Consider the following 19622-nt stretch of genomic DNA (forward strand, 5'->3'; position numbering starts at 1 on the left):
CCCCTTTGCATTTTTGCCTGCCATAGCGTAGTTTTGCAGAATTAATCTGCATTATTGCAGACAAGTGGAAGCATAAGCGATGTTCGACTGGGACGATCTGCGCGTATTTCTGGCGGTAGCGCGGGCCGAAGCGGTGGGACCGGCCGCGCGTTCGCTGAGCCTGGACGCGACAACCATCAGCCGTCGCCTCGCACGCCTGTCGAGTCAATTGGAAGCGGATCTGTTCGAGCAGTCGGGCGGCAAGCGCATCCTTACCGTGCATGGCCAGGCCTTGCTGCGCCATGCCGAGGCGGCCGAGAGCGCAGCGCTCGCCGCTATTGAGGAGGTCACGGGCGAACAGCGCAGCCTGTCAGGCCATGTCCGCCTTTCGGTCGCAGAGGGCATGGGCACATGGCTCCTGGCCCCGGCACTGGCCGATTTCCGGGCGCAGCATCCGCATATTCGTCTCGACATCATTACCGCGTCGGGATTTCTCAATCCCTCCAAGCGCGAAGCCGATATGGCGGTGATGCTGGCGCGCCCGCAACGCGGGCGGCTCCGGGTGCGGCGCCTGAGCGACTATCGGCTGCATCTCTACGCCAGCCCGACCTATCTGGCGACGCGCGGTGCTGTGACGACACGGGCTGACCTGCGCCAGCACACGCTGGTCGGCTATGTGCCGGAATGGAATGCGGTGCCCGAGCTGGACTATCTGGACGAAGTGGGCGCCGGACTGACCGCAGACCTGCGGTCGACCAGCATCAATGTGCAGCACCGCATGGTCCGCGGCGGGGCGGGCATTGGCGTGCTGCCGGATTTCATCGCGGCAAGCGACAGCGGACTGGTCAGCCTGCTGGGCGACGAGGTCGTGATAACCCGCAGCTTCTGGATGGTCATCCACGATGATGTTCGCCATCTGGCGCGCGTTGATGCGGTGGCGCGATGGATCGAGCAATGCCTCGCTAAGGACATGCCCTATTCCGGCGCGCGTTCGACCTCGACCAGCAGCGTGCCCTCACTCACCTGAGCGCCCTGCTCCGCATTAAGCTGCGCTATCATACCGTCAAACGGTGCGACGAGGCTGTGCTCCATTTTCATGGCTTCGAGCGTGACCAGCTTCTGCCCCTTGGTGACCGCCTGCCCTGCGCTGACCGAGACCGCGATGATCCGGCCCGGCATGGGCGAGAGGATCGCGCCGTCCGATGCAGAGTGCCCTGCTCCGCCGCCCGCGCGCCAGCGGGACAGCTCCCAGGTCTGGCCGCCCTCCGCGACGAGGATTGCGTCCTGCCCTGTCGGTGTCGCCGCCGCATCCAGCGCAAGATCGATCGCATGACCATCCAGCAGGAACGTGCCCGTCGTGCGCGCAGGCGCATTGAGGCGGAAGCCGGGAAGTATGCCGGAAGATGCAAGCGCGCCCGCCGCATCGGCCAGTGCTGCGTCTGACGGCCGCTCGGGCGGCATCAGCGCGTCGCCCTCGCGCCCGATCAGGCCGGTATCCAGCCGTGCCGCCGCAAAATCGGGATGCTCCAGCGCCTTGACGAGAAATCCCGCATTGGTGCGCACCGGCCAGATCGCCGTGCCGGACAATGTGTCCGCCAGCGAGCAACGGGCAGCATCGCGATCGACCCCCCACGCGATAACCTTGGCGATCATCGGATCGTAGAACGGCGAAATCTCCGCCCCCTGCTCCACCCCGGTATCGATGCGCCACGCTTCGCCCAGATCGAACGTTTCGAGCGTGCCGATGCTTGGCAGGAACCCCTTGGCCGGATCTTCGGCATAGAGACGCGCTTCCATGGCCCAGCCGTTGATGGCGAGTTCGTCCTGACGCTTGGGCAGCGGCTCGCCGCTCGCGACGCGCAACTGCCATTCGACCAGGTCCTGCCCGGTAATTTCCTCGGTCACCGGATGCTCGACCTGCAGCCGGGTATTCATTTCCATGAACCAGATGCGATCGGCGCGTAGACCCTCGGACCCATCGGCGATGAACTCGATCGTCCCGGCCCCGACATAATCCACGGCCTGCGCCGCGCGAACCGCCGCCTGGCAGATCGCCGCGCGCGTTGCCGCATCCATGCCGGGCGCGGGCGCTTCCTCGATCACCTTCTGGTGGCGACGCTGGAGCGAACAATCGCGCTCGAACAGGTGCACGACATTGCCATGGCTGTCACCGAACACCTGCACCTCGATATGGCGCGGGTTCGTCACCCATTTTTCCAGCAGCACCGCATCATTGCCAAAGCTCGACGCCGCCTCTCGCTGGCACGACGCAAGCGCATCGGCGAAGTCGGCGGATGCATCGACCTTGCGCATGCCCTTGCCGCCGCCGCCCGCGACCGCCTTGATCAGCACCGGGTAGCCGATCGCGTCGGCCTCACGCGCCAGACGCTCGGGCGACTGGTCCTCGCCCAGATAGCCCGGCGTGGTCGGCACGCCTGCATCCTGCATCAGCTTTTTGGCAGCGTCCTTCAGGCCCATCGCCGTGATCGAGGCGGGGTTCGGCCCGACCCAAACCAGCCCGGCGTCGAGCACGGCCTGCGCGAATTCCGCGTTTTCGCTGAGGAACCCGTAACCGGGGTGGATCGCCTTCGCGCCGGTTGCCTTCGCTGCGGCGATGATCTTGTCGCCGATGAGATAGCTTTCCCGCGCTTGGGACGGACCGATATGCACCGCGTCATCCGCCAGACGGACGTGCAGGGCGTTTGCGTCCGCATCGGAATAGACCGCCACGGTGCGAACACCGAGCCTGCGCGCCGTACGGATAATGCGACAGGCGATTTCGCCGCGATTGGCGATAAGAAGGGATTCAAGCATGGCCATTACATCCGGAACACGCCGAACGTCGCGCGCTCGGCTATGGGGGCGTTGAGGCTGGCGGCAAGGGCCAGGCCGAGCACATCACGGGTCTGCGCCGGATCGATGATGCCATCGTCCCACAGCCGCGCGGTTGCATAATAAGGGTTGCCCTCTTCCTCATATTTGGCGCGGACAGGCGCCTTGAAGGCTTCGGCTTCTTCCGGCGTCCATGTCGCGGCATCGCGGTGCACCGTCGCGAGCACCGACGCCGCCTGTTCCCCGCCCATGACGCTGATGCGCGCATTGGGCCAGGTGAAAAGGAAGCGCGGATCATAAGCGCGCCCGCACATCCCATAATTCCCCGCGCCAAAGCTCCCGCCGATCAGGACGGTGATCTTCGGGACGTTGGCGGTCGAGACGGCCGTGACGAGCTTCGCGCCATGTTTTGCAATGCCTTCCGCCTCATATTTTCCACCAACCATGAAGCCGGAAATGTTCTGCAGGAAGAGCAGCGGGATCTTCCTTTGGCACGCCAGTTCAATGAAGTGTGCGCCTTTCTGCGCACTCTCGCTGAACAACACGCCGTTGTTGGCGAGGATCGCGACCGGCAGGCCGTGGATATGCGCGAAGCCGCAGACCAGCGTGGCGCCATATAGCGCTTTGAATTCGTGAAACTCGCTGCCGTCGACGATCCGCGCGATTACCTCATGCACGTCATAGGGCGCGCGGACATCCTGTGGGATGATGCCGTACAGATCTTGCGGGTCATATTTGGGCGGGCGGGATTCGCGCACATCCACGTCCGGCGCGCGGTCCTGCGGTACGGTGGAGAGGATATCGCGCACCGTCGAGAGCGCGTGCTCGTCATTGTCGGCGACATGATCGACCACGCCCGATTTGCGCCCGTGCAGATCGCCCCCGCCCAGATCTTCGGCGCTGATGACTTCGCCGGTTGCCGCCTGCACCAGCGGCGGCCCCGCCAAGAAGATCGTCCCCTGATTGCGCACGATCACGCTTTCGTCGGACATGGCGGGCACATAGGCCCCGCCCGCCGTGCAGCTTCCCATGACGCACGCGACCTGAGCGATGCCTTGGGCCGACATGTTCGCCTGGTTGAAAAAGATGCGGCCGAAATGCTCGCGGTCCGGAAAGACTTCCGACTGGTTGGGCAGGTTCGCCCCACCACTGTCGACCAGATAGATGCACGGCAAGCGGTTCGCCTGCGCGATCGCTTGCGCGCGCAGATGCTTTTTGACGCTCAACGGGTAATAGGTGCCGCCTTTCACCGTCGCATCGTTGCAGACGATCATCGCCTGCCGACCCGATACACGCCCTATGCCCGCGATCACGCCTGCGCCGGGCACCTCGTCACCATAGAGGCCATTGGCCGCGAGCTGACCGATCTCGAGAAAGGGTGAGCCCGGATCGAGCAGCCGCTCCACCCGGTCGCGGGGCAACAGCTTGCCGCGCGCCACATGCTTCGCCCGCGCGCTTTCGCTGCCGCCCAGCGCCGCCGCCGCGACCTTGGCGCGCAGTTCATCGCGCAGCGCGATGTTGTGCGTGGCGTTGGCGCGGAAAGCGGGGTCGTCCCGCTGGATCTTGCTGTCGAGGACCGGACCGCTCATGCTCCAATCAACTCCCGCCCGATCAGCATACGCCGGATCTCGTTGGTGCCCGCGCCGATGTCGAGCAGTTTGGCGTCACGCATGAAGCGCTCCACCGGCCAGTCCTTGGTGTAGCCTGCGCCGCCCAGCGCCTGCACCGCCTCCAACGACACTTTCATGGCATTTTCCGACGCGAGCAGGATGGCCCCGGCGGCATCGAACCGCGTCGTGCGCCCGGCATCGCAGGCCTTCGCCACGGCATAGACATAGGCTCGCGCGGAATTGAGAGCGACATACATGTCGGCGATCTTGGCCTGCATCAGCTGAAACGCGCCGATCGGCTTTCCAAACTGCTTGCGTTCCCGCACATACGGGAGAACCACGTCCAGACACGCCTGCATGATGCCGAGCTGGATACCGGCGAGCACGGTGCGCTCATAATCAAGACCGGACATCAGCACGCCGACGCCGCCATTTTCCGGTCCCATGACGTTTTCTTCCGGCACCGCGCAATCGTCGAACACCAGTTCCGCTGTCGGCGAGCCCCGCATGCCCATCTTGTCGATCTTCTGACCGATCGAAAATCCCTCCATCCCCTTCTCGATGAGGAAGGTGGTGATCCCCCGCGCGCCCTCGCCCGTCTTGGCGTAGACGACCAGCGTGTCGGCATCGGTGGCGTTGGTGATCCAGAATTTCGTGCCGTTGAGGATATAGCGGTCACCGCGCTTCTCCGCCTTCAGCTTCATCGAAACCACGTCCGATCCAGCCCCGGCCTCCGACATCGCAAGGCTGCCGACATGCTCGCCGGAGATCAGCTTGGGCAAATAGCGCGCCTTCTGTTCGGCGTTGGCCCAGCGTGCGATCTGGTTGATGCACAGGTTGCTGTGCGCGCCGTAGCTCAGGCCGAGGGACGCCGACGCGCGGCTCACCTCCTCGCAGGCGATGACATGTTCCAGATAGCCCAGCCCCAGCCCGCCGTCCGCTTCCGGCACGGTGATGCCATGAAGGCCGAGTTTGCCCATCGCCTGCCACAGCTCATGGCGCGGGAACCAGTCCTCGGCGTCCATGCGCGCGGCTAGCGGCGCGATCTTGTCGGCCGCGAACCGCTGCGTGGTCTCGCGGATCATGTCGGCGCTGTCGCCCAGGGCGAAATCGAAATCGTGCATGCCTCTCTCCTCGGGCCGCATGATAACGCGAACGCAGAGAATAGAAAAATTGAAACTTTTGCCTCCCTGGTATAGATGGTGTCTATGATTGATCGCTACCTTCTGCGCTATTTCCTGGCCGTTGTGGATCACGGAACGTTCTCGCGCGCCGCCGTGCAGGCGGGCGTTTCGCAGCCAACTCTCTCCGTCGGCATCGCCAAGCTGGAAGGTGCGATGGGCGCCCGCCTTTTTGACCGGTCGAGCAAGCGCGTCAGCCTGACCGAGGCGGGCACCCGGCTGCTCACGCACGCGCGCCGGATCGAGAGCGAGTTCAACCTCGCCGAACAGGCGGGGACAGGCGACAGGACAGCGCCGATGCTGCGGGTCGGCTGGCTCGACACCGTTCCGGCTGCGTTGCTGCACCCCGTTCTGGCGCAAATGCGGCGCGATCATCCGGACGCCCCCTTCGAACTGGTCGAGGGCGGGGAGCGCGACATGGCCAACAGCCTGCAACGCGGTCGTATCGACGTGGCGGTCAGCCTCGCGCAGCGCAACGGCGGCCGGTTTGTGGAACAGCCCTTGTTCAGCGAAGGCTATGCCCTCGCCATTTCTTCTGCCCACCCTCTCGCGGGCGAACAGCAGATCGATGTCGAGGCGCTGGCGGACAATCCGGTCATCGTGCGGCGGCATTGCGAGATACTCTCGCTCGGCAGCCGCCACTTCACCACCCATGGCGTCCGCCCGCGCTTTTCCCTGCGCAGCACGCAGGACGAGCGGGTGCTGGCGACCGTCGCTGCGGGCGGCGGCCTCGCGCTAATGCCCGAATGCTATCGCTGGCCGGGAGTCGCCCGGCCGCGCCTCGCGGGGTTCGACGTGATGCGGAGCGTGGCCTTGTTGTTTGCCGACGAGCAACGGCAGGCCGCTCTGGTCCGGCACCCCTTCATACAGGCTGCGATCGACACTCTGTCGGCTTAGGTGCGCCGCAACAATATAGCCTCATGTTAACTTGACATATACTAAGCATAGTTATTATGTCTGCGCGATGGAACAGAATCTCGGCTTTCTCACGAACGATATCGCGCGCCTTATGCGCAAGCGTTTCGACATGCTGACGCGCCATCTGGGCATAACCGGACCGCAGTGGCGCGCATTGCTCATCATCGCCCGTAATCCGGGCATCAGCCAAGGTGGTGTGGCCGATTATCTGGATGTCGAACCGATCACGACCTGCCGGATGATCGACAGGCTGGAACAAGCCGACTTCGTAGAGCGCCGCCGCCATCCTGACGACCGGCGCGCATGGCAGTTGCACCTTACCCCCCAGGCGGAGCCCCTGGTCGACTCGCTTAAAACTCACGCCACCCGTATTACTGATACGGCCCAGGCGGGTTTTTCGGCGGAAGAAATGGATCTGTTGACGAATTTATTGGTTCGTATGCGCGACAATTTGTCGCAATCGCCCACGGATATGGCTCCTCTACGTCAGGAGGCTCAGCATGGCTGAAGCAGACCCGAATTTCGACGGCAAGGTCGCTTCCAGCGTGCCGCTCCGCAAGGAAGACGCACCTGCGCGTACTTCGCGTCTGCGGCCTGTGCTGCTGTTCTCGGTCCCGCTGCTCGTACTCGGCGTGGGCGCCTATCTGTGGCTGACCAGCGGCCGGAGCGTGAGCACGGATAATGCCTATGTGAAGCAGGACATCGTTTCGATCAGCAGCGACGTCAACGGCCGTATTACGTCGGTCAATGTACGGGAGAACCAACTGGTCAATAAGGGCGACATCCTTTTTGCAGTCGATCCTGAACCCTATCGTGTCGCTCTGGAGCAAGCCAATGCGCAAATCGCCACGGCCCAGGTAGAGGTGACGAAGCTCAACAGCGATTATCAGGCGACGTCCGTCGACATCTCCGGCGCGCAGGAGGATATCTCTTACGCGCAGGAAGATTATGCCCGACAGCGCGCGCTGATGGCCAAGGGTTTCACGACACGCGCCCGGCTGGAACAGTCCGAGCATGCGCTGGCTCAGGCACGCGAGTCATTGCGAACCGCACAGGCCGATGCGCAAAAGGCCCGCGCCGCGCTGGCCACCGGATCGCAGGTTCCCGGCGTCAATCCCGCTATCGCCGCTGCCCGCGCCCAGCGAGACCGGGCGCAGCTTGAGCTGACCCGTACCGTAGTGCGCGCGCCGGTCTCTGGCCGGATCAGCCAGTCGCAACGGCTGCAGGTCGGTCAGATGATGGTGACGGGGTTGCCCGCCGTTAGCATCGTGGCCAAGGACCGCAGCTGGGTTGAAGCCAATTTCAAGGAAACAGATCTCAACCGCATGGCTCCCGGCCTGCCCGCCACGGTGGAATTCGACGCCTATCCGGGATTGAAGCTCAAGGGCCATGTCGAGAGCCTCGGCGCAGGCACCGGGTCGCAGTTTTCCGTCATTCCGGCGCAGAACGCTACCGGCAACTGGGTGAAGGTTACGCAGCGTGTCCCGGTCCGCATCGCGATCGACGAGCGGTCTTCCCGTCCCATGATCGCGGGCCTCAGCGCCGATGTGACAGTGAAGTTCGATGACGCCCGCCGATAAGGCGCATGCCGAGGACCGGCCGCAACTGGTTGTCCGGCACAAGGCGATCCTGACCATCGCCATCATGACGGCGATGGTGATGCAGGTGCTCGACACTACGGTCGCCAACGTCGCGCTACCGAGGATGCAATCGTCACTCGGCGCAACCCAGGAGAGCATTTCCTGGGTGCTGACCAGCTATATTCTGGCAACCGCGGTCATGATTCCCTTGGCGGGCTGGCTTTCGTCGCGGTTCGGCACGCGCAATCTGTTGCTCGTGTCCCTCGTGATGTTCGTGGGCGCGTCGGCGCTGTGCGGACTTGCGGCGAACCTGACATCCATGGTCCTCTTCCGCGTGGCGCAGGGCGTGGGCGGCGCGTTTCTTGCTCCGCTGGCGCAGACCATCATGCTCGACATCAACAAGCCGTCCGACCAGGCGAAAGCCATGTCCATCTATGGCATGGGCATCATGGTCGGGCCGATCATCGGGCCAATGCTAGGTGGATATCTGACCGAAAATCTCGACTGGCGGTGGGTGTTTTTCATCAACGTGCCGATCGGCGTTGCCTGCATATCCACATTATGGTTCCTGCTGCCCCACCCGCCCCGCATTGCACGCCGTATCGACATCTGGGGATGGGGTCTGGCTGCGGTCGCGGTGAGCACCCTGCAGCTCCTGCTCGACCGTGGCCAGACAGTCGACTGGTTTTCGGCGACGGAAAGCTGGATCTATCTGGGACTGACGATCAGTGCATTCTGGATGTTGGGCGTTCACACGTTCACCAGCCGCAACCCGATTTTTTCGCGCGACCTGTTGAAGGACCGTAACTTCGTGGCAGGCATGTTCTTCATGCTGATTACCGGTCTGGTGATGATGGCGGTCATGGCCCTGCTGCCGCTGATGATGCAGACGATCTACGGCTATCCGGTGATTGATTCCGGAGAAATCATGGCGTCGCGCGGCATCGGCATGCTCATTACGATGGCCCTTGCGGGGCGGATCATCCGCAGGGTGGATGCGCGCATGCTGGTCGCCTTCGGCTTTATGATCGTGGCGTTTACGCTGTGGGAGATGACAGGGTGGACGGTCGAGATGGGTGCGGGCCCGATCATCCGGACAGGCTTTATCCAGGGTCTGGGCATGGGATTTATTTTCCTGCCACTCAACGTGATCAGTTTCACGACGCTTCCGCCGATTCTGCGCACCGAAGCGTCCGCCCTGATCAATCTGTCGCGTAACATCGGCTCTTCCGTCGGCATTGCGGCGGTGACCGTGTTGCTGGCGCGCAGCGTGCAAATCAACCACTCCGATCTTTCGGAAAAGCTGACGCCCGCCAACCTGCCGATGGATCCCAGCCAGTTGGGGGCCTATGGTCGCCTGGGCGACGTCGGGATAACCATGCTGGACAATATCGTGAACCAGCAGGCCATCATGATCGCCTACATCAATGATTTCAAATTCATGATGATTGTCTGCCTGCTGGCGTTGCCCGCCCTGTTCCTTGTGCAGAAGCCCCAGCGGCCGAGAGAGGGCGAGCATGTCGAAGCGATGATGGAATAACCCCTTCCCACGGGGGGAAGGGGCAATATGTCAGTCGGCTGCGTCGACCAAGACCAGTTCGGCATCCTCCAGCGCCGTCACCCGGAAGCTGTCCACATCGGCAATCGCCACACCATCGCGCGCGTTCGCACGGACCCCGTCGATCTCGACCGCCCCCGATGCTAGCACCAGATAGCCGCGCCGATCTGCGCCGAGCGCATAGTCGGTGTGTTCCCCTGCCCGGATCGTCGCGCCAAGCACGCGGGCGTCCGTACGGATAGGCAGAGCATCGGCATCATCGGCGAACCCGGACGCGAGAACGACGAAATGGCCGCTGCGGTCATCCTTGGGAAAGGGCTTGGTGCCCCAGCCTGGCTGTTCGCCAGTCCGGCTCGGGACGATCCAGATCTGGAACAGGCGCGTTTCCACATCCTCCGCATTCTCTTCCGCATGGGTGATCCCGGTTCCCGCCGACATCACCTGAACATCGCCAGCTTCCGTGCGGCCTGCATTCCCGAGGCTGTCCCGGTGTGTGATCGCCCCTTCGCGGACATAGGTGATGATCTCCATGTCACGGTGAGGATGGGGCGGAAAACCGGTATGCGGGGCGATGACATCGTCATTCCACACGCGCAGGCTGCCCCAATTCATCCGCGCCGGATCGCGATAATTCGCGAAGGAGAAATGATGCTTGGCATTCAACCAACCGTGATTTTCTCCACCCAGGCTGGCAAAGGGTCGCAATTCGATCATGGGCGTTCTCCTGATGGAATGGCCGCGCGGGCGGCGATGCCATTGATATAGGAAGCCGCCGTGAATTCCGTAGAGGGGGTCAGCCCAGCTCGAAGCGCGATCGGGAGTTGGTGAACGGTGCCTGCCGGTTGTCCATCAGGCGCACCGCATCCTGGATCATCATGACCGCGACGCGCAGACATTCAACGCGCAAAGTCCCACGATCGACCGCACCGAACTTCTCTTCCCGGTGGAGCGCTACGCCCTCCTGCCGGGCGCAGGCAAAGTGAACAAGGCCGCGCTGCGTTTCCTCTTCGCCGTCAGACTTGCTCTCACAGCCAGTGATAGCGCAGGCAATATCGGCTCGCGAATGCCGGAGCGCGCCCTGCGCCATGGCGATGGCCATTTCCGCGCTGGCGACGCCCCACAGCGCGACCTGCTCGGCATCCAGACCAAGCAACTCGCTCTTGGCCGACGCATCATGAACCACGAAGCCGCGGTCGAGCACGTTATCCTGTCCTTCCACGTCGGTCAGCAGGGCGGCGAGCAAACCGCCTGTGCAATTTTCAGCGGTGGCGATCCGCAATTCCTTTTCCACTGCGCTCTGTAGCAAATGGGCCGTGGTACGCTGCACTTCCCGCGGCAACAGAGCGGTTAAGGTGGTGGTCATGGTTCCAATGTCCTTTCCTTCCCCCTTCGGCTTCTGAGTCCGCTCTTCGATCTGTCAGTGGTCCTGGTCAGCGGTGCCCGGTTCGGCAAGCTTGCGATGCTGCTCGGCCAGGACGGCGGCGGGGGTGACATGCGCAACAGCGGCTTGCAGTTTGTTCTGAAGGCCGGACACGATATGTGCCTGCCCTTTCATCATTGCGTCCCAGCCGCTGCGCGCAACGGTGGCGGCATCGTCCTTATCCTGCGTACCGACCTTAGTATCCATCATTCCAGCACGCCGGAAAAATTCCGTTTCGGTCGGTCCGGGCATCAGAGTGGTGATCGTGACTCCGGACACTTCCTTGAGTTCGTTGCGCAGAGCGTCGGTGAAGCTATCGATAAAGGCCTTGCTGCCGTTATAGACGGCCTGGAAACTGCCGGGAATATAACCCGCTATGGATCCGGTCACGAGCACGCGCCCTTTGCGCGCCGCCACCATATCGGTCAGCAGACACTGCAGAAGGTAGCAGGTGCCAACGATGTTGGTGTCGACCACATGCCGCCATTCCTCCAGCGGCTGCGCAAGAAAGGCGTGGCCAAGGCCCCGTCCGGCGTTCGCGCAGAGCACGTCCACCTGACGCCCGCCAGCTGCGATTAGCAGCTGGTCGACGCCCTCAATCATGGAAAGGTCTGTTTCGATTGCGTCGACCCGCACGCCATGTTTGCGAAAATCGGTCGCGGCATCGTAGATTTCGGGTTCGTCCGCGGCGACGAGCAAATCATAGCCGCTGATCGCGGCGATGTGGGCGAGTTCCCTTCCGATGCCGGACGACGCTCCAGTGATGATTGCAAATGTGTTGGCCATAGCTCGTCTCCAATGGTGCGTTGGGCTCCCTGTTCAGCGATCAGTCCCGACCAAGGGCGACACCGAAGACATCTGTCCGCGACAAAACAGGCTGCTTTTTATGTCCGGGTACCCTCGTTAACGAAAGGCGGCCGATGTGGTGCTGTTGCGTGGGGTGCGGTGTCCCGGCTGATCCGTGATGGCAATCCTTTGCAAAGTTGATCCTTACCCAACCCTCAAACCGCTCCCGCGTTCCCTCCTCCGCGCGGCCAGATTGCGCACGATGCAAACAAAATGAGGCGCTTACCAGCCCACGGGAACCTTTACGGCGGGTCCGGGCGTTGACGCGGCCATGCCGCAGATCAGCCCATCCGTCCCACCCGCCATGACAATAATCTATGTCGACGAGCAGGCGGCGGGGATCACGCGGCGACGCTTTGGCAAGGGGTTCCGCTTCTGCTTTGCCGACGGCGCGCCGGTCACCGATCCGGACGAGATTGAGCGTCTGCGCAGCATCGGCCTTCCGCCCGCATATCGCGACTGCTGGTATTGCCCGGACCCCAACGGGCATTTGCAGGCAACCGGTTTCGATGACCGGGGGCGCAAGCAGTACCGCTATCACCCCCTGTTCCGATCCCAAAAGGAAGACGAGAAGTTCGCGCTATGCGCGCAGTTCGGCCGTATCTTGCCCAAGCTGCGCGAGCGGGTGGAACAGGATCTCGCCAGCCGGAAACTGACGTTCGAGCGCACCGTCGCTGCCATCGTCCGCCTGCTCGATGCGGGGCTGCTGCGCGTCGGAAACGATCAATATGCCAAAGAAAATGACAGCTACGGGGCGACGACGTTGCGTGCCGACCATGCGGAACTGCGCGGACAGAAGGTGAAGCTGCGCTATCGGGGCAAATCCGGCAAGGAATGGAACCGCGCCATCACCGACAAGGCATTGGCGCGCTTCGTGCGGCAGGTGCAGGACTTGCCCGGGCAAAAGCTGTTCCAGTTCGTCGATGCACAAGGGGACCCGCACCCGGTCTCCTCGTCGGACGTCAACGCTTACATCCATGACGTGATGGGCGAGGCGTTCTCTGCAAAGCATTTCCGTACCTTCGGCGCGTCGGTGGTGGCGTATGAGGCGCTGGTCGCATCGCAGGGGACGATGAAGCTGCGCGAAATGACGCTGGTCGTGTCGCAGGCGCTCGGCAACACACCCGCCATTGCCCGGAAATCCTATATTCATCCCGCGCTGATCGCACTGTGCCAGGATGGACCGGCGGAAGGGACCGACCCGTGGACCCTGCCCCGTTCGACCCGCTGGCTAACGCGAACCGAGCGGGGCCTGATCGCCTATCTGGACGCCCTAAACCCAACACCCCCACGCCAATAGGCGGGGAAACAATTGTCCCGCCATCCGTTGAGCAGAGACAAGTTAAAATCGCCGGAAAGGAAATTCCATGCACGATGATATTCGCCATGCCATGTGGAAAGCGATGTCGGACAGCCCGTATCTGATGATCGGCCTGTCGAACGATTCCGCGCATAGCGAGCCGATGACAGCACAGCTCGACAAGGACGCGAATGGCTGCTTCTGGTTCTATACGACGAAGGACAATCGGCTGGCTCCCGGCGGCGCTGCGATGGCGCAGTTTGTCGGCAAGGGGCACGATGTGTTTGCGTGCATATCCGGCAATCTCGTCGCTGAAACCGATCCGGCGGTCATCGATCGCTATTGGTCCAATCAGGTCGAAGCCTGGTATGACGGTGGTCGCGGTGATCCCAATCTGCTGATGCTGCGTTTCGACCTCGACGACGCGGAAATCTGGACAGCCCATCCCGGCATAAAGGGACTGTTCAAGATGATCACCGGGCAAAAGATCAACCCGTCCGAATTTTCGGATCACGCCAAGGTATCGCTGTAGCACGCCATGGTTGATCAGGTTGCCCCGTCTGCATCACCCGGTGAGCCCGCCGCACCAGCAAGCGAGGCATCGCTGATCGAGCGGCTGGCGCGGCATCTTTCGGCGGGAAAGCCGGACGACTGGCGCAGTTTCGTCGGCGACGTAGCCAGCCTGCTCGCGTTGATGAAGGAACCGGATCCCGCGATGCGTGCGGCGGGCGACGCCTCTGTCTGGCGGGCCATGATCGATGCGGCGCTCGAAAACCGTTGGCAGCTTACCTACGCCCTGTCGGTGCAAGAGGACAGCGTCTCCCACGGCAGCGACGAAGAGGGGGATGTGCGTATCGGAAACGCCGCCCAGATCGGGCGGAAACGATCTTGGGTTCACGTCAATCCTGACGGCCCCTGAATAGCAATCAAGGAGTAAGACGATGAAGGGACTGCTGAAGCTTGCCTTCCTGACCGGAATAGGCACTTATGTGTGGAAATCGCTCAACAAGCCGAAGGATGCGGACGGAGACCACGCCGACATGGCCCCGGTGGGATCGTCCGGTGTTGTCCGCAATGCCGGGCCGGAAATGCAAAAGGGCATCAAGAATGATGACTGGGATGTCGTTGACGAGCAGGTCGACGGATCGTTTCCGGCCAGTGACCCGCCCGCCAACTACTGATCGCGCGGGATCGTATAGCCCGCATACGGGTTGCGGGTCCGGCTGCGGGGCGGAATAAGGACAGGATGTCTCTTTCCGCCCCGCCCCCACCAAGCGCGCCCTCCCTACCCCGCAAGTCCTCTATGCCGCCGATCGTCGATGTTGACACCCGGCTGCTGATCCTCGGGAGTCTGCCCGGGGAGGCGTCACTCGCGGCGCAGCGTTATTACGGTCACCCCCGCAACCATTTCTGGCTGTTGATGGAGCATGTCATAGAGGCGCCATTGATCGCGCTTGACTATGCCGAGCGGATCGCGCGCCTGCGGTCTCATCATGTGGGTCTGTGGGATATGATCGCCAGCGCCACACGCCCCGGAAGCCTGGACCAGCATATTCGCGCTGTAGAGCCGAATGCGCTGAGGCCTTTAATTGCCCAATTGCCCCATCTCCGTGCGATCGGCCTCAACGGGGCGAAGGCCGCGCAATTGGCCGAAAAGCAGCTGGGGACGCCCGAAGCTCTCGCCGTTCACCGCCTTCCGTCCAGCAGCCCCGCGCATGTCGTCCCGATCGCGCACAAGATCGAAGCTTGGCGCGTACTACATCCCTATTGCTGATCTCGTCATTGAAATCGAATGCAACATGCTCATTTAATTGAATTTTTCTCTCCATCCGGATCCAAGTCATTCTTCGCACGTTGGTTATGACCCAACATAGGAGGAACTATGCCTCGCGGAGACAAAAGCGCCTACACCGACAAGCAGAAGCGCAAGGCTGAGCATATCGAGAAGGGCTATGAAAATCGCGGCGTACCGGAGAACGAAGCCGAGAGCCGCGCATGGGCAACCGTCAACAAGGAGTCGGGCGGGGGCCACAAATCGGGATCGGGTCGCGGACACGCTGAAACCCATGCATCCGCTGCGCGCGGCGGGCATCGTGCCGGTCACGGCGCAGAGTCGCATGACGCCCGCGCGGAAGCCGCCCGAAAGGGCTGGGAAACCCGTCGCAAGAACGCCGAAGCCCGTAGGTAGGCAACAGGGTTTAGCAGCCGACCCTGCCAAACGCTCCGACACAGCATCGCAGACAAAAAGAAGGGCGTGACCGATAAGGTGCACGCCCTTCTGTCGTTAAATTGAGCGAACTATTCCGCAGGGACCGCAACGCCCCCGGCTGACGCCGACATCTGGCCAAAGGTCGTGGTCTTGGGCTGGGGCAGTCCGCCAGCCTTGAACTGGGCCAGCAGCTCCTGCTTGCGTTGACGCATCTGCTGACCGAGTTCGGCGACGTCTACGCCCGCCTGACGCGCCTGCGCGAACATGCCTTCGGACCGCGCCTCTTCCTCATGGACGTGATGCTTGATCTCTTCGGAAAGGACGGTCATCTTCGCGTCGTAAAAGTCATCCTCCGGCGATCCGTTCATCAGCTCCTGGATCAGCATTTTTGCGCCATCATGCTCGACATAGGCCTCGTCGACGGTGTCTTCCTCGATCTTGCCGCGCACCGCGGGGTAGAAGATCTCTTCCTCGATCATCGTGTGAGCAATGAGTGCGCTACAGATCTGCTCGGCGATCTTGGATTTGCGTCCGTCCGCCTTGGCCTTTTCATATTGCTCAAAAAGGTCTTCGACCTCGCGATGATCCTGTTTCAAAAGTGCGATTGCGTCGGGCTCTCGTACTGCCATGTTCATGCTCCTGTTCCTGTGCCCCGCTTGATGAACTAAGCTTTGAAGGCGGCTCAATGTTCCATCGGTACGTCGCATCCGGAACGCCGCATCGCGCGGCTGGCGCATATATGCGCATGCTTGCGCACTCCGGGCGTTTGGCGCATGGAAATGGGATGCGGACAACGTCTCTCGATGTTTCGGTGCGGCTCTATCATCTTGACGGGGCGAGCGAGGGAGGGAACGCGTCCACCTTGTTCTACGGCCCTCTGGCGGAGGCGCTGCGCATTGCCGAGCGGCAGCCCCAGGACGTGCAGGAAGACCTGTTCATCGCCACCGACAATGATGTCGTCAGCTATCTCGACCTGATCGACGATCAAGGGGGAAATGGGGCGATCGAGGGGTCTTGAACCCCCGACCTCTGGTACCACAAACCAGCGCTCTAACCAACTGAGCTACGATCGCCATGCCGGCGCCAGGCGCCATGCGAGCGGCCAATTAAGCCTGCTCCCGGACAGCGTCAAGCGGCATTTCCCCTTTGCCGCGTTCCGCCACGAAAAAGGGGAAGGACAACGTCCTTCCCCTTTTCTGACCCAAGGGTGGTCGACGGTCGATCCGCCTGCGCCCGGGGCTGTACGGACAATCGCCTGCCCATCGCGCTTGCCCCGGGGGCAGCCTGCGATCGGCTTGGCGACCGGCGTCTATTAGTTGACCGAGTCCTTCAGGCCCTTGCCAGCCTTGAACTTCGGCTGGGTCGACGCCTTGATCGTCATGGTTTCGCCGGTACGCGGGTTGCGGCCGGTTGACGCCTTACGCTTGGAAACCGAGAATGTGCCGAAGCCCACCAGACGGACTTCGTCGCCCTTCTTCAATGCACCCGTGATCGCATCGAAAACGCCTTCCACCGCCTTTGCTGCGTCGGCTTTGCTGAGGCCGCTCGTATCTGCAACTGCACCGATAAGATCCTGCTTGTTCATGCCCTGGGAACCCCCTTGTTGGTGTTAAAAACTGGAATCGCGAAAATTGCGCGCGCCATAAAGGCGTGGAATTTGACCGGAGTCAAAGGGAAAGCGCAAATTTTCAGGTAAGACTGATCGGTCCGAGCGAAAAAATACCCGGACCGACCTATTGTGCTTCAATGCCGCAGTGCAGCGTCAGTCTCCGCTCCGGCAGCCGGGCGGGGCTGCGCGGCGAGATCGTCCTCCTCCGACCAGGTGATCGGTTCGAGAGGACTGACCAGCGCCCGGGCAAGGACTTCATCCACATGGCTGACCGGAATGATTTCCAGGCCCTCGCGGATATTTGCCGGGATTTCCGCCAAATCCTTTTCGTTCTCTGCCGGGATCAACACCGTCTTGATGCCGCCCCGCAGCGCCGCCAGCAGCTTCTCCTTGAGGCCCCCAATCGGCAGCACGCGGCCCCGCAAGGTGACCTCGCCGGTCATGGCGACATCCTTTCGCACTGGCACACCGGAAAGAGTGCTAACGATTGAAGTGACCATGCCAATTCCCGCCGACGGACCGTCCTTGGGAACCGCCCCTTCGGGCAGATGGATATGGATATCCTTGCGCGAAAAGATGCTCGGTTTGATTCCATAGCCAGGCGAACGCGCCCGAACATAGGAAAACGCCGCCTGGATCGACTCGTTCATGACCTCGCCCAGCTTGCCGGTGGTCTTCACCATGCCCTTGCCGGGAACGGTGACGGATTCGATGGTCAGCAACTCGCCGCCCACCTCGGTCCAGGCAAGGCCGGTTACGGCACCGATCTGGTTCTCTTCCTCGCCCACGCCGTGGCGGAACTTCCGCACACCCGCGAACTCGGAAAGGTTCGCCGAAGTGACCTCGACGCGCTCCGTGCTCCCTTCCAGGATCTTGCGCAGCCCCTTCCGAGCCAGTCGGGCGATTTCCCGTTCCAGCGTGCGCACGCCCGCTTCCCGCGTGTAATAGCGGATCAAATCGCGCAGGCCTTCCTCCGTGACGGTGAACTCGCCGTCCTTCAGGCCATGCGCCTCGATCTGCTTGGGGAGCAGGTGACGCTGTCCGATCTCAACCTTCTCGTCCTCGGTATAGCCCTCCAGCCGGATGATCTCCATCCGGTCGAGCAGCGCCTGGGGCAGGTTCAGCGAGTTGGCCGTCGTCACGAACATCACGTCGGACAGGTCGACGTCGATTTCGAGATAATGGTCCTGGAACTTGCTGTTCTGTTCCGGGTCGAGCACCTCGAGCAGCGCCGAGGCCGGATCACCCCGGAAATCCTGACCCAGCTTGTCGATCTCGTCGAGCAGGAACAGCGGGTTCATCGTCCCCGCCTTCTTGAGGTTGGAGACAATCTTGCCCGGCAGAGAGCCGATATAGGTACGGCGGTGCCCCCGGATTTCCGCTTCGTCGCGCACGCCGCCCAGCGACTGGCGCACGAATTCGCGTCCGCACGCCTTCGCGATCGAACGACCGAGTGACGTCTTGCCGACACCCGGAGGGCCGACGAGGCACAGAATCGGACCTTTCACCGTGTTGGTGCGCGCCTGCACTGCAAGATATTCGACGATCCGGTCCTTGACCTTCTCCAGCGCGAAATGATCCTCGTCGAGGATCCCCTGCGCGGCCTTCAGATCAGTCTTGACCTTGCTCTTCTTGCCCCACGGCAGGCCGAGCAGCACGTCGAGATAATTGCGCACGACGGTTGCTTCGGCCGACATGGGCTGCATGGATTTCAGCTTCTTCAGTTCGCTGTTGGCCTTCGCCTTGGCTTCCTTGGAAAGCTTCATCTTGTTGATCTTGGACTGCAGCTCGGCCAGCTCGTCGGCTTCTTCGCCCTCGCCGTTGCCAAGCTCGCGCTGGATCGCCTTCAACTGTTCGTTGAGGTAATATTCGCGCTGGGTCTTCTCCATCTGGCGCTTGACGCGGCCACGGATCTTCTTCTCGACTTGCAGCACGCCCAGCTCGCCTTCCATGAAGGCAAACACCATCTCCAGCCGTTTGGAAGGATCGACCTCGCTCAGCAGCGCCTGCTTGTCCGACACCTTGACGTTGATGTTGGCAGCGACGGCATCGGCCAGACGCCCGGCCTCCTCGATCTCGCGCAGTTGCACCGGGGTTTCCGCGGGCAGCTTCTTGTTGAGCTTCGCGTAATTCTCGAACTGGTCGGCAACCGAACGCATCAGCGCCGACGCCTGCGCGCCTGCGGTATCGGGCTCCTCCACCGCTTCGACTTCGGCGGTGACATGCCCGTCGGCCGCAGCAATGGAAACAAGCCGCCCGCGCCGCTGGCCTTCGACCAGCACGCGCACCGTGCCGTCGGGCAGCTTGAGCAACTGCAATACGGTGGCGATGACGCCCATGTCATACAGGGCGTCGCGATCGGGATCGTCCTCAGCCGGATCGAGCTGCGACACGAGGAAAATTTCCTTGTCCGCCTCCATGGCCTTCTCAAGGGCGGACACGCTCTTGTCGCGCCCCACGAACAGGGGAACGATCATCTGGGGAAACACAACGATGTCGCGCAACGGCAACAGGGGATAATGTGTGGTCAATTCAGTCTCCATGGGCGGCCCGATGTGCGGCACCTGCCCTCTCTGGTGT

The 19622-nt window shown here is 62.3% G+C and carries 21 protein-coding genes and 1 tRNA gene; 12 read left to right on the forward strand and 10 right to left on the reverse strand.

Going from position 1 to position 19622, the window contains the following annotated elements; translation table 11 throughout:
- The first annotated feature begins 79 nt into the window (after nt 1-79).
- On the forward strand, nt 80-1006 hold the full coding sequence (locus tag FHS92_RS11325; RefSeq protein ID WP_184080666.1) for a LysR family transcriptional regulator: 927 nt from the start codon (nt 80-82) through the stop codon (nt 1004-1006).
- Here FHS92_RS11325 and FHS92_RS11330 read toward each other — a convergent pair.
- From FHS92_RS11330 to FHS92_RS11340, 3 genes are read right to left on the reverse strand one after another with little or no spacing between them, the layout of a single operon-like run.
- Nucleotides 955-2793: an acetyl/propionyl/methylcrotonyl-CoA carboxylase subunit alpha gene (locus tag FHS92_RS11330; RefSeq protein ID WP_184080668.1), complete on the reverse strand. Its 1839-nt coding sequence runs from the start codon at nt 2791-2793 to the stop codon at nt 955-957. The genes FHS92_RS11325 and FHS92_RS11330 overlap by 52 nt on opposite strands.
- A gap of 5 nt (nt 2794-2798) precedes the next feature.
- Complete coding sequence (locus FHS92_RS11335) at nt 2799-4400, reverse strand: carboxyl transferase domain-containing protein (protein ID WP_184080670.1); 1602 nt, start codon at nt 4398-4400, stop codon at nt 2799-2801.
- On the reverse strand, nt 4397-5545 hold the full coding sequence (locus tag FHS92_RS11340) for an isovaleryl-CoA dehydrogenase (protein ID WP_184080672.1): 1149 nt from the start codon (nt 5543-5545) through the stop codon (nt 4397-4399). Before FHS92_RS11340 ends, FHS92_RS11335 begins: the two co-directional genes overlap by 4 nt.
- 84 nt (nt 5546-5629) lie before the next feature.
- Here FHS92_RS11340 and FHS92_RS11345 point away from each other — a divergent pair, with 84 nt between their 5' ends.
- From FHS92_RS11345 to FHS92_RS11360, 4 genes are all read left to right on the forward strand, one after another.
- A complete protein-coding gene (locus FHS92_RS11345; RefSeq protein ID WP_184080674.1) occupies nt 5630-6499 on the forward strand; it encodes a LysR family transcriptional regulator in 870 nt (289 codons plus the stop codon).
- Nucleotides 6500-6566: 67 nt separating this feature from the next.
- Entirely contained in the window at nt 6567-7028 is a 462-nt protein-coding gene (locus FHS92_RS11350; RefSeq protein WP_184080675.1) for a MarR family winged helix-turn-helix transcriptional regulator, read from the forward strand.
- On the forward strand, nt 7021-8100 hold the full coding sequence (locus FHS92_RS11355; protein WP_184080677.1) for an HlyD family secretion protein: 1080 nt from the start codon (nt 7021-7023) through the stop codon (nt 8098-8100). Before FHS92_RS11350 ends, FHS92_RS11355 begins: the two co-directional genes overlap by 8 nt.
- Nucleotides 8084-9640, forward strand: a complete 1557-nt coding sequence (locus FHS92_RS11360) for a DHA2 family efflux MFS transporter permease subunit (protein WP_184080679.1) — start codon at nt 8084-8086, stop codon at nt 9638-9640. Before FHS92_RS11355 ends, FHS92_RS11360 begins: the two co-directional genes overlap by 17 nt.
- A gap of 30 nt (nt 9641-9670) precedes the next feature.
- On the opposite strand, the gene FHS92_RS11365 is transcribed toward FHS92_RS11360, so the two are convergent.
- The 3 genes from FHS92_RS11365 to FHS92_RS11375 all read right to left on the reverse strand — a co-directional run bounded on the left by FHS92_RS11365 (nt 9671) and on the right by FHS92_RS11375 (nt 11864).
- Nucleotides 9671-10372, reverse strand: coding sequence for a pirin family protein (locus FHS92_RS11365; RefSeq protein WP_184080681.1), 702 nt, complete (start codon nt 10370-10372; stop codon nt 9671-9673).
- A 79-nt stretch (nt 10373-10451) separates the two neighbouring features.
- Entirely contained in the window at nt 10452-11021 is a 570-nt protein-coding gene (locus FHS92_RS11370) for a CinA family protein (RefSeq protein WP_184080683.1), read from the reverse strand.
- A gap of 54 nt (nt 11022-11075) precedes the next feature.
- Nucleotides 11076-11864: an SDR family NAD(P)-dependent oxidoreductase gene (locus FHS92_RS11375; RefSeq protein ID WP_184080685.1), complete on the reverse strand. Its 789-nt coding sequence runs from the start codon at nt 11862-11864 to the stop codon at nt 11076-11078.
- A gap of 331 nt (nt 11865-12195) precedes the next feature.
- Between FHS92_RS11375 and FHS92_RS11380 the strand changes: the two genes are divergently transcribed.
- The 6 genes from FHS92_RS11380 to FHS92_RS11405 all read left to right on the forward strand — a co-directional run bounded on the left by FHS92_RS11380 (nt 12196) and on the right by FHS92_RS11405 (nt 15412).
- Nucleotides 12196-13224 carry a DNA topoisomerase IB gene (locus tag FHS92_RS11380; RefSeq protein ID WP_184080687.1) on the forward strand — a complete coding sequence of 343 codons (1029 nt, stop codon included), beginning with the start codon at nt 12196-12198 and terminating at the stop codon, nt 13222-13224.
- A gap of 67 nt (nt 13225-13291) precedes the next feature.
- The gene (locus FHS92_RS11385) at nt 13292-13756 is read left to right on the forward strand and encodes a pyridoxamine 5'-phosphate oxidase family protein (protein ID WP_184080689.1); all 465 of its coding nucleotides are present in this window, start codon (nt 13292-13294) and stop codon (nt 13754-13756) included.
- Nucleotides 13757-13762: 6 nt separating this feature from the next.
- The gene (locus tag FHS92_RS11390; RefSeq protein WP_184080691.1) at nt 13763-14143 is read left to right on the forward strand and encodes a hypothetical protein; all 381 of its coding nucleotides are present in this window, start codon (nt 13763-13765) and stop codon (nt 14141-14143) included.
- A gap of 22 nt (nt 14144-14165) precedes the next feature.
- Nucleotides 14166-14405, forward strand: a complete 240-nt coding sequence (locus tag FHS92_RS11395; protein WP_184080693.1) for a hypothetical protein — start codon at nt 14166-14168, stop codon at nt 14403-14405.
- A gap of 65 nt (nt 14406-14470) precedes the next feature.
- Nucleotides 14471-14998: a DNA-deoxyinosine glycosylase gene (locus FHS92_RS11400; protein WP_184080695.1), complete on the forward strand. Its 528-nt coding sequence runs from the start codon at nt 14471-14473 to the stop codon at nt 14996-14998.
- Between the two features lie 108 nt (nt 14999-15106).
- Nucleotides 15107-15412, forward strand: coding sequence for a plasmid stabilization protein (locus FHS92_RS11405; protein ID WP_184080697.1), 306 nt, complete (start codon nt 15107-15109; stop codon nt 15410-15412).
- A gap of 110 nt (nt 15413-15522) precedes the next feature.
- Here FHS92_RS11405 and FHS92_RS11410 read toward each other — a convergent pair whose 3' ends face one another.
- Entirely contained in the window at nt 15523-16062 is a 540-nt protein-coding gene (locus tag FHS92_RS11410) for a hemerythrin domain-containing protein (RefSeq protein ID WP_184080699.1), read from the reverse strand.
- Nucleotides 16063-16217: 155 nt separating this feature from the next.
- Here FHS92_RS11410 and FHS92_RS11415 point away from each other — a divergent pair, with 155 nt between their 5' ends.
- Nucleotides 16218-16451, forward strand: a complete 234-nt coding sequence (locus FHS92_RS11415) for a hypothetical protein (RefSeq protein ID WP_184080701.1) — start codon at nt 16218-16220, stop codon at nt 16449-16451.
- Here FHS92_RS11415 and FHS92_RS11420 read toward each other — a convergent pair.
- The 3 genes from FHS92_RS11420 to lon all read right to left on the reverse strand — a co-directional run bounded on the left by FHS92_RS11420 (nt 16430) and on the right by lon (nt 19573).
- Nucleotides 16430-16506, reverse strand: a tRNA-His gene (locus FHS92_RS11420). The two genes, FHS92_RS11415 and FHS92_RS11420, sit on opposite strands and share 22 nt — an antisense overlap.
- 239 nt (nt 16507-16745) lie before the next feature.
- Nucleotides 16746-17018 carry an HU family DNA-binding protein gene (locus FHS92_RS11425; protein ID WP_184080703.1) on the reverse strand — a complete coding sequence of 91 codons (273 nt, stop codon included), beginning with the start codon at nt 17016-17018 and terminating at the stop codon, nt 16746-16748.
- Nucleotides 17019-17176: 158 nt separating this feature from the next.
- Nucleotides 17177-19573: an endopeptidase La gene (gene lon, locus FHS92_RS11430; RefSeq protein ID WP_184080956.1), complete on the reverse strand. Its 2397-nt coding sequence runs from the start codon at nt 19571-19573 to the stop codon at nt 17177-17179.
- Nucleotides 19574-19622 lie beyond the last annotated feature (49 nt).

It is taken from the genome of Sphingobium subterraneum, from assembly GCF_014199435.1.
Lineage (GTDB): Bacteria > Pseudomonadota > Alphaproteobacteria > Sphingomonadales > Sphingomonadaceae > Sphingobium > Sphingobium subterraneum.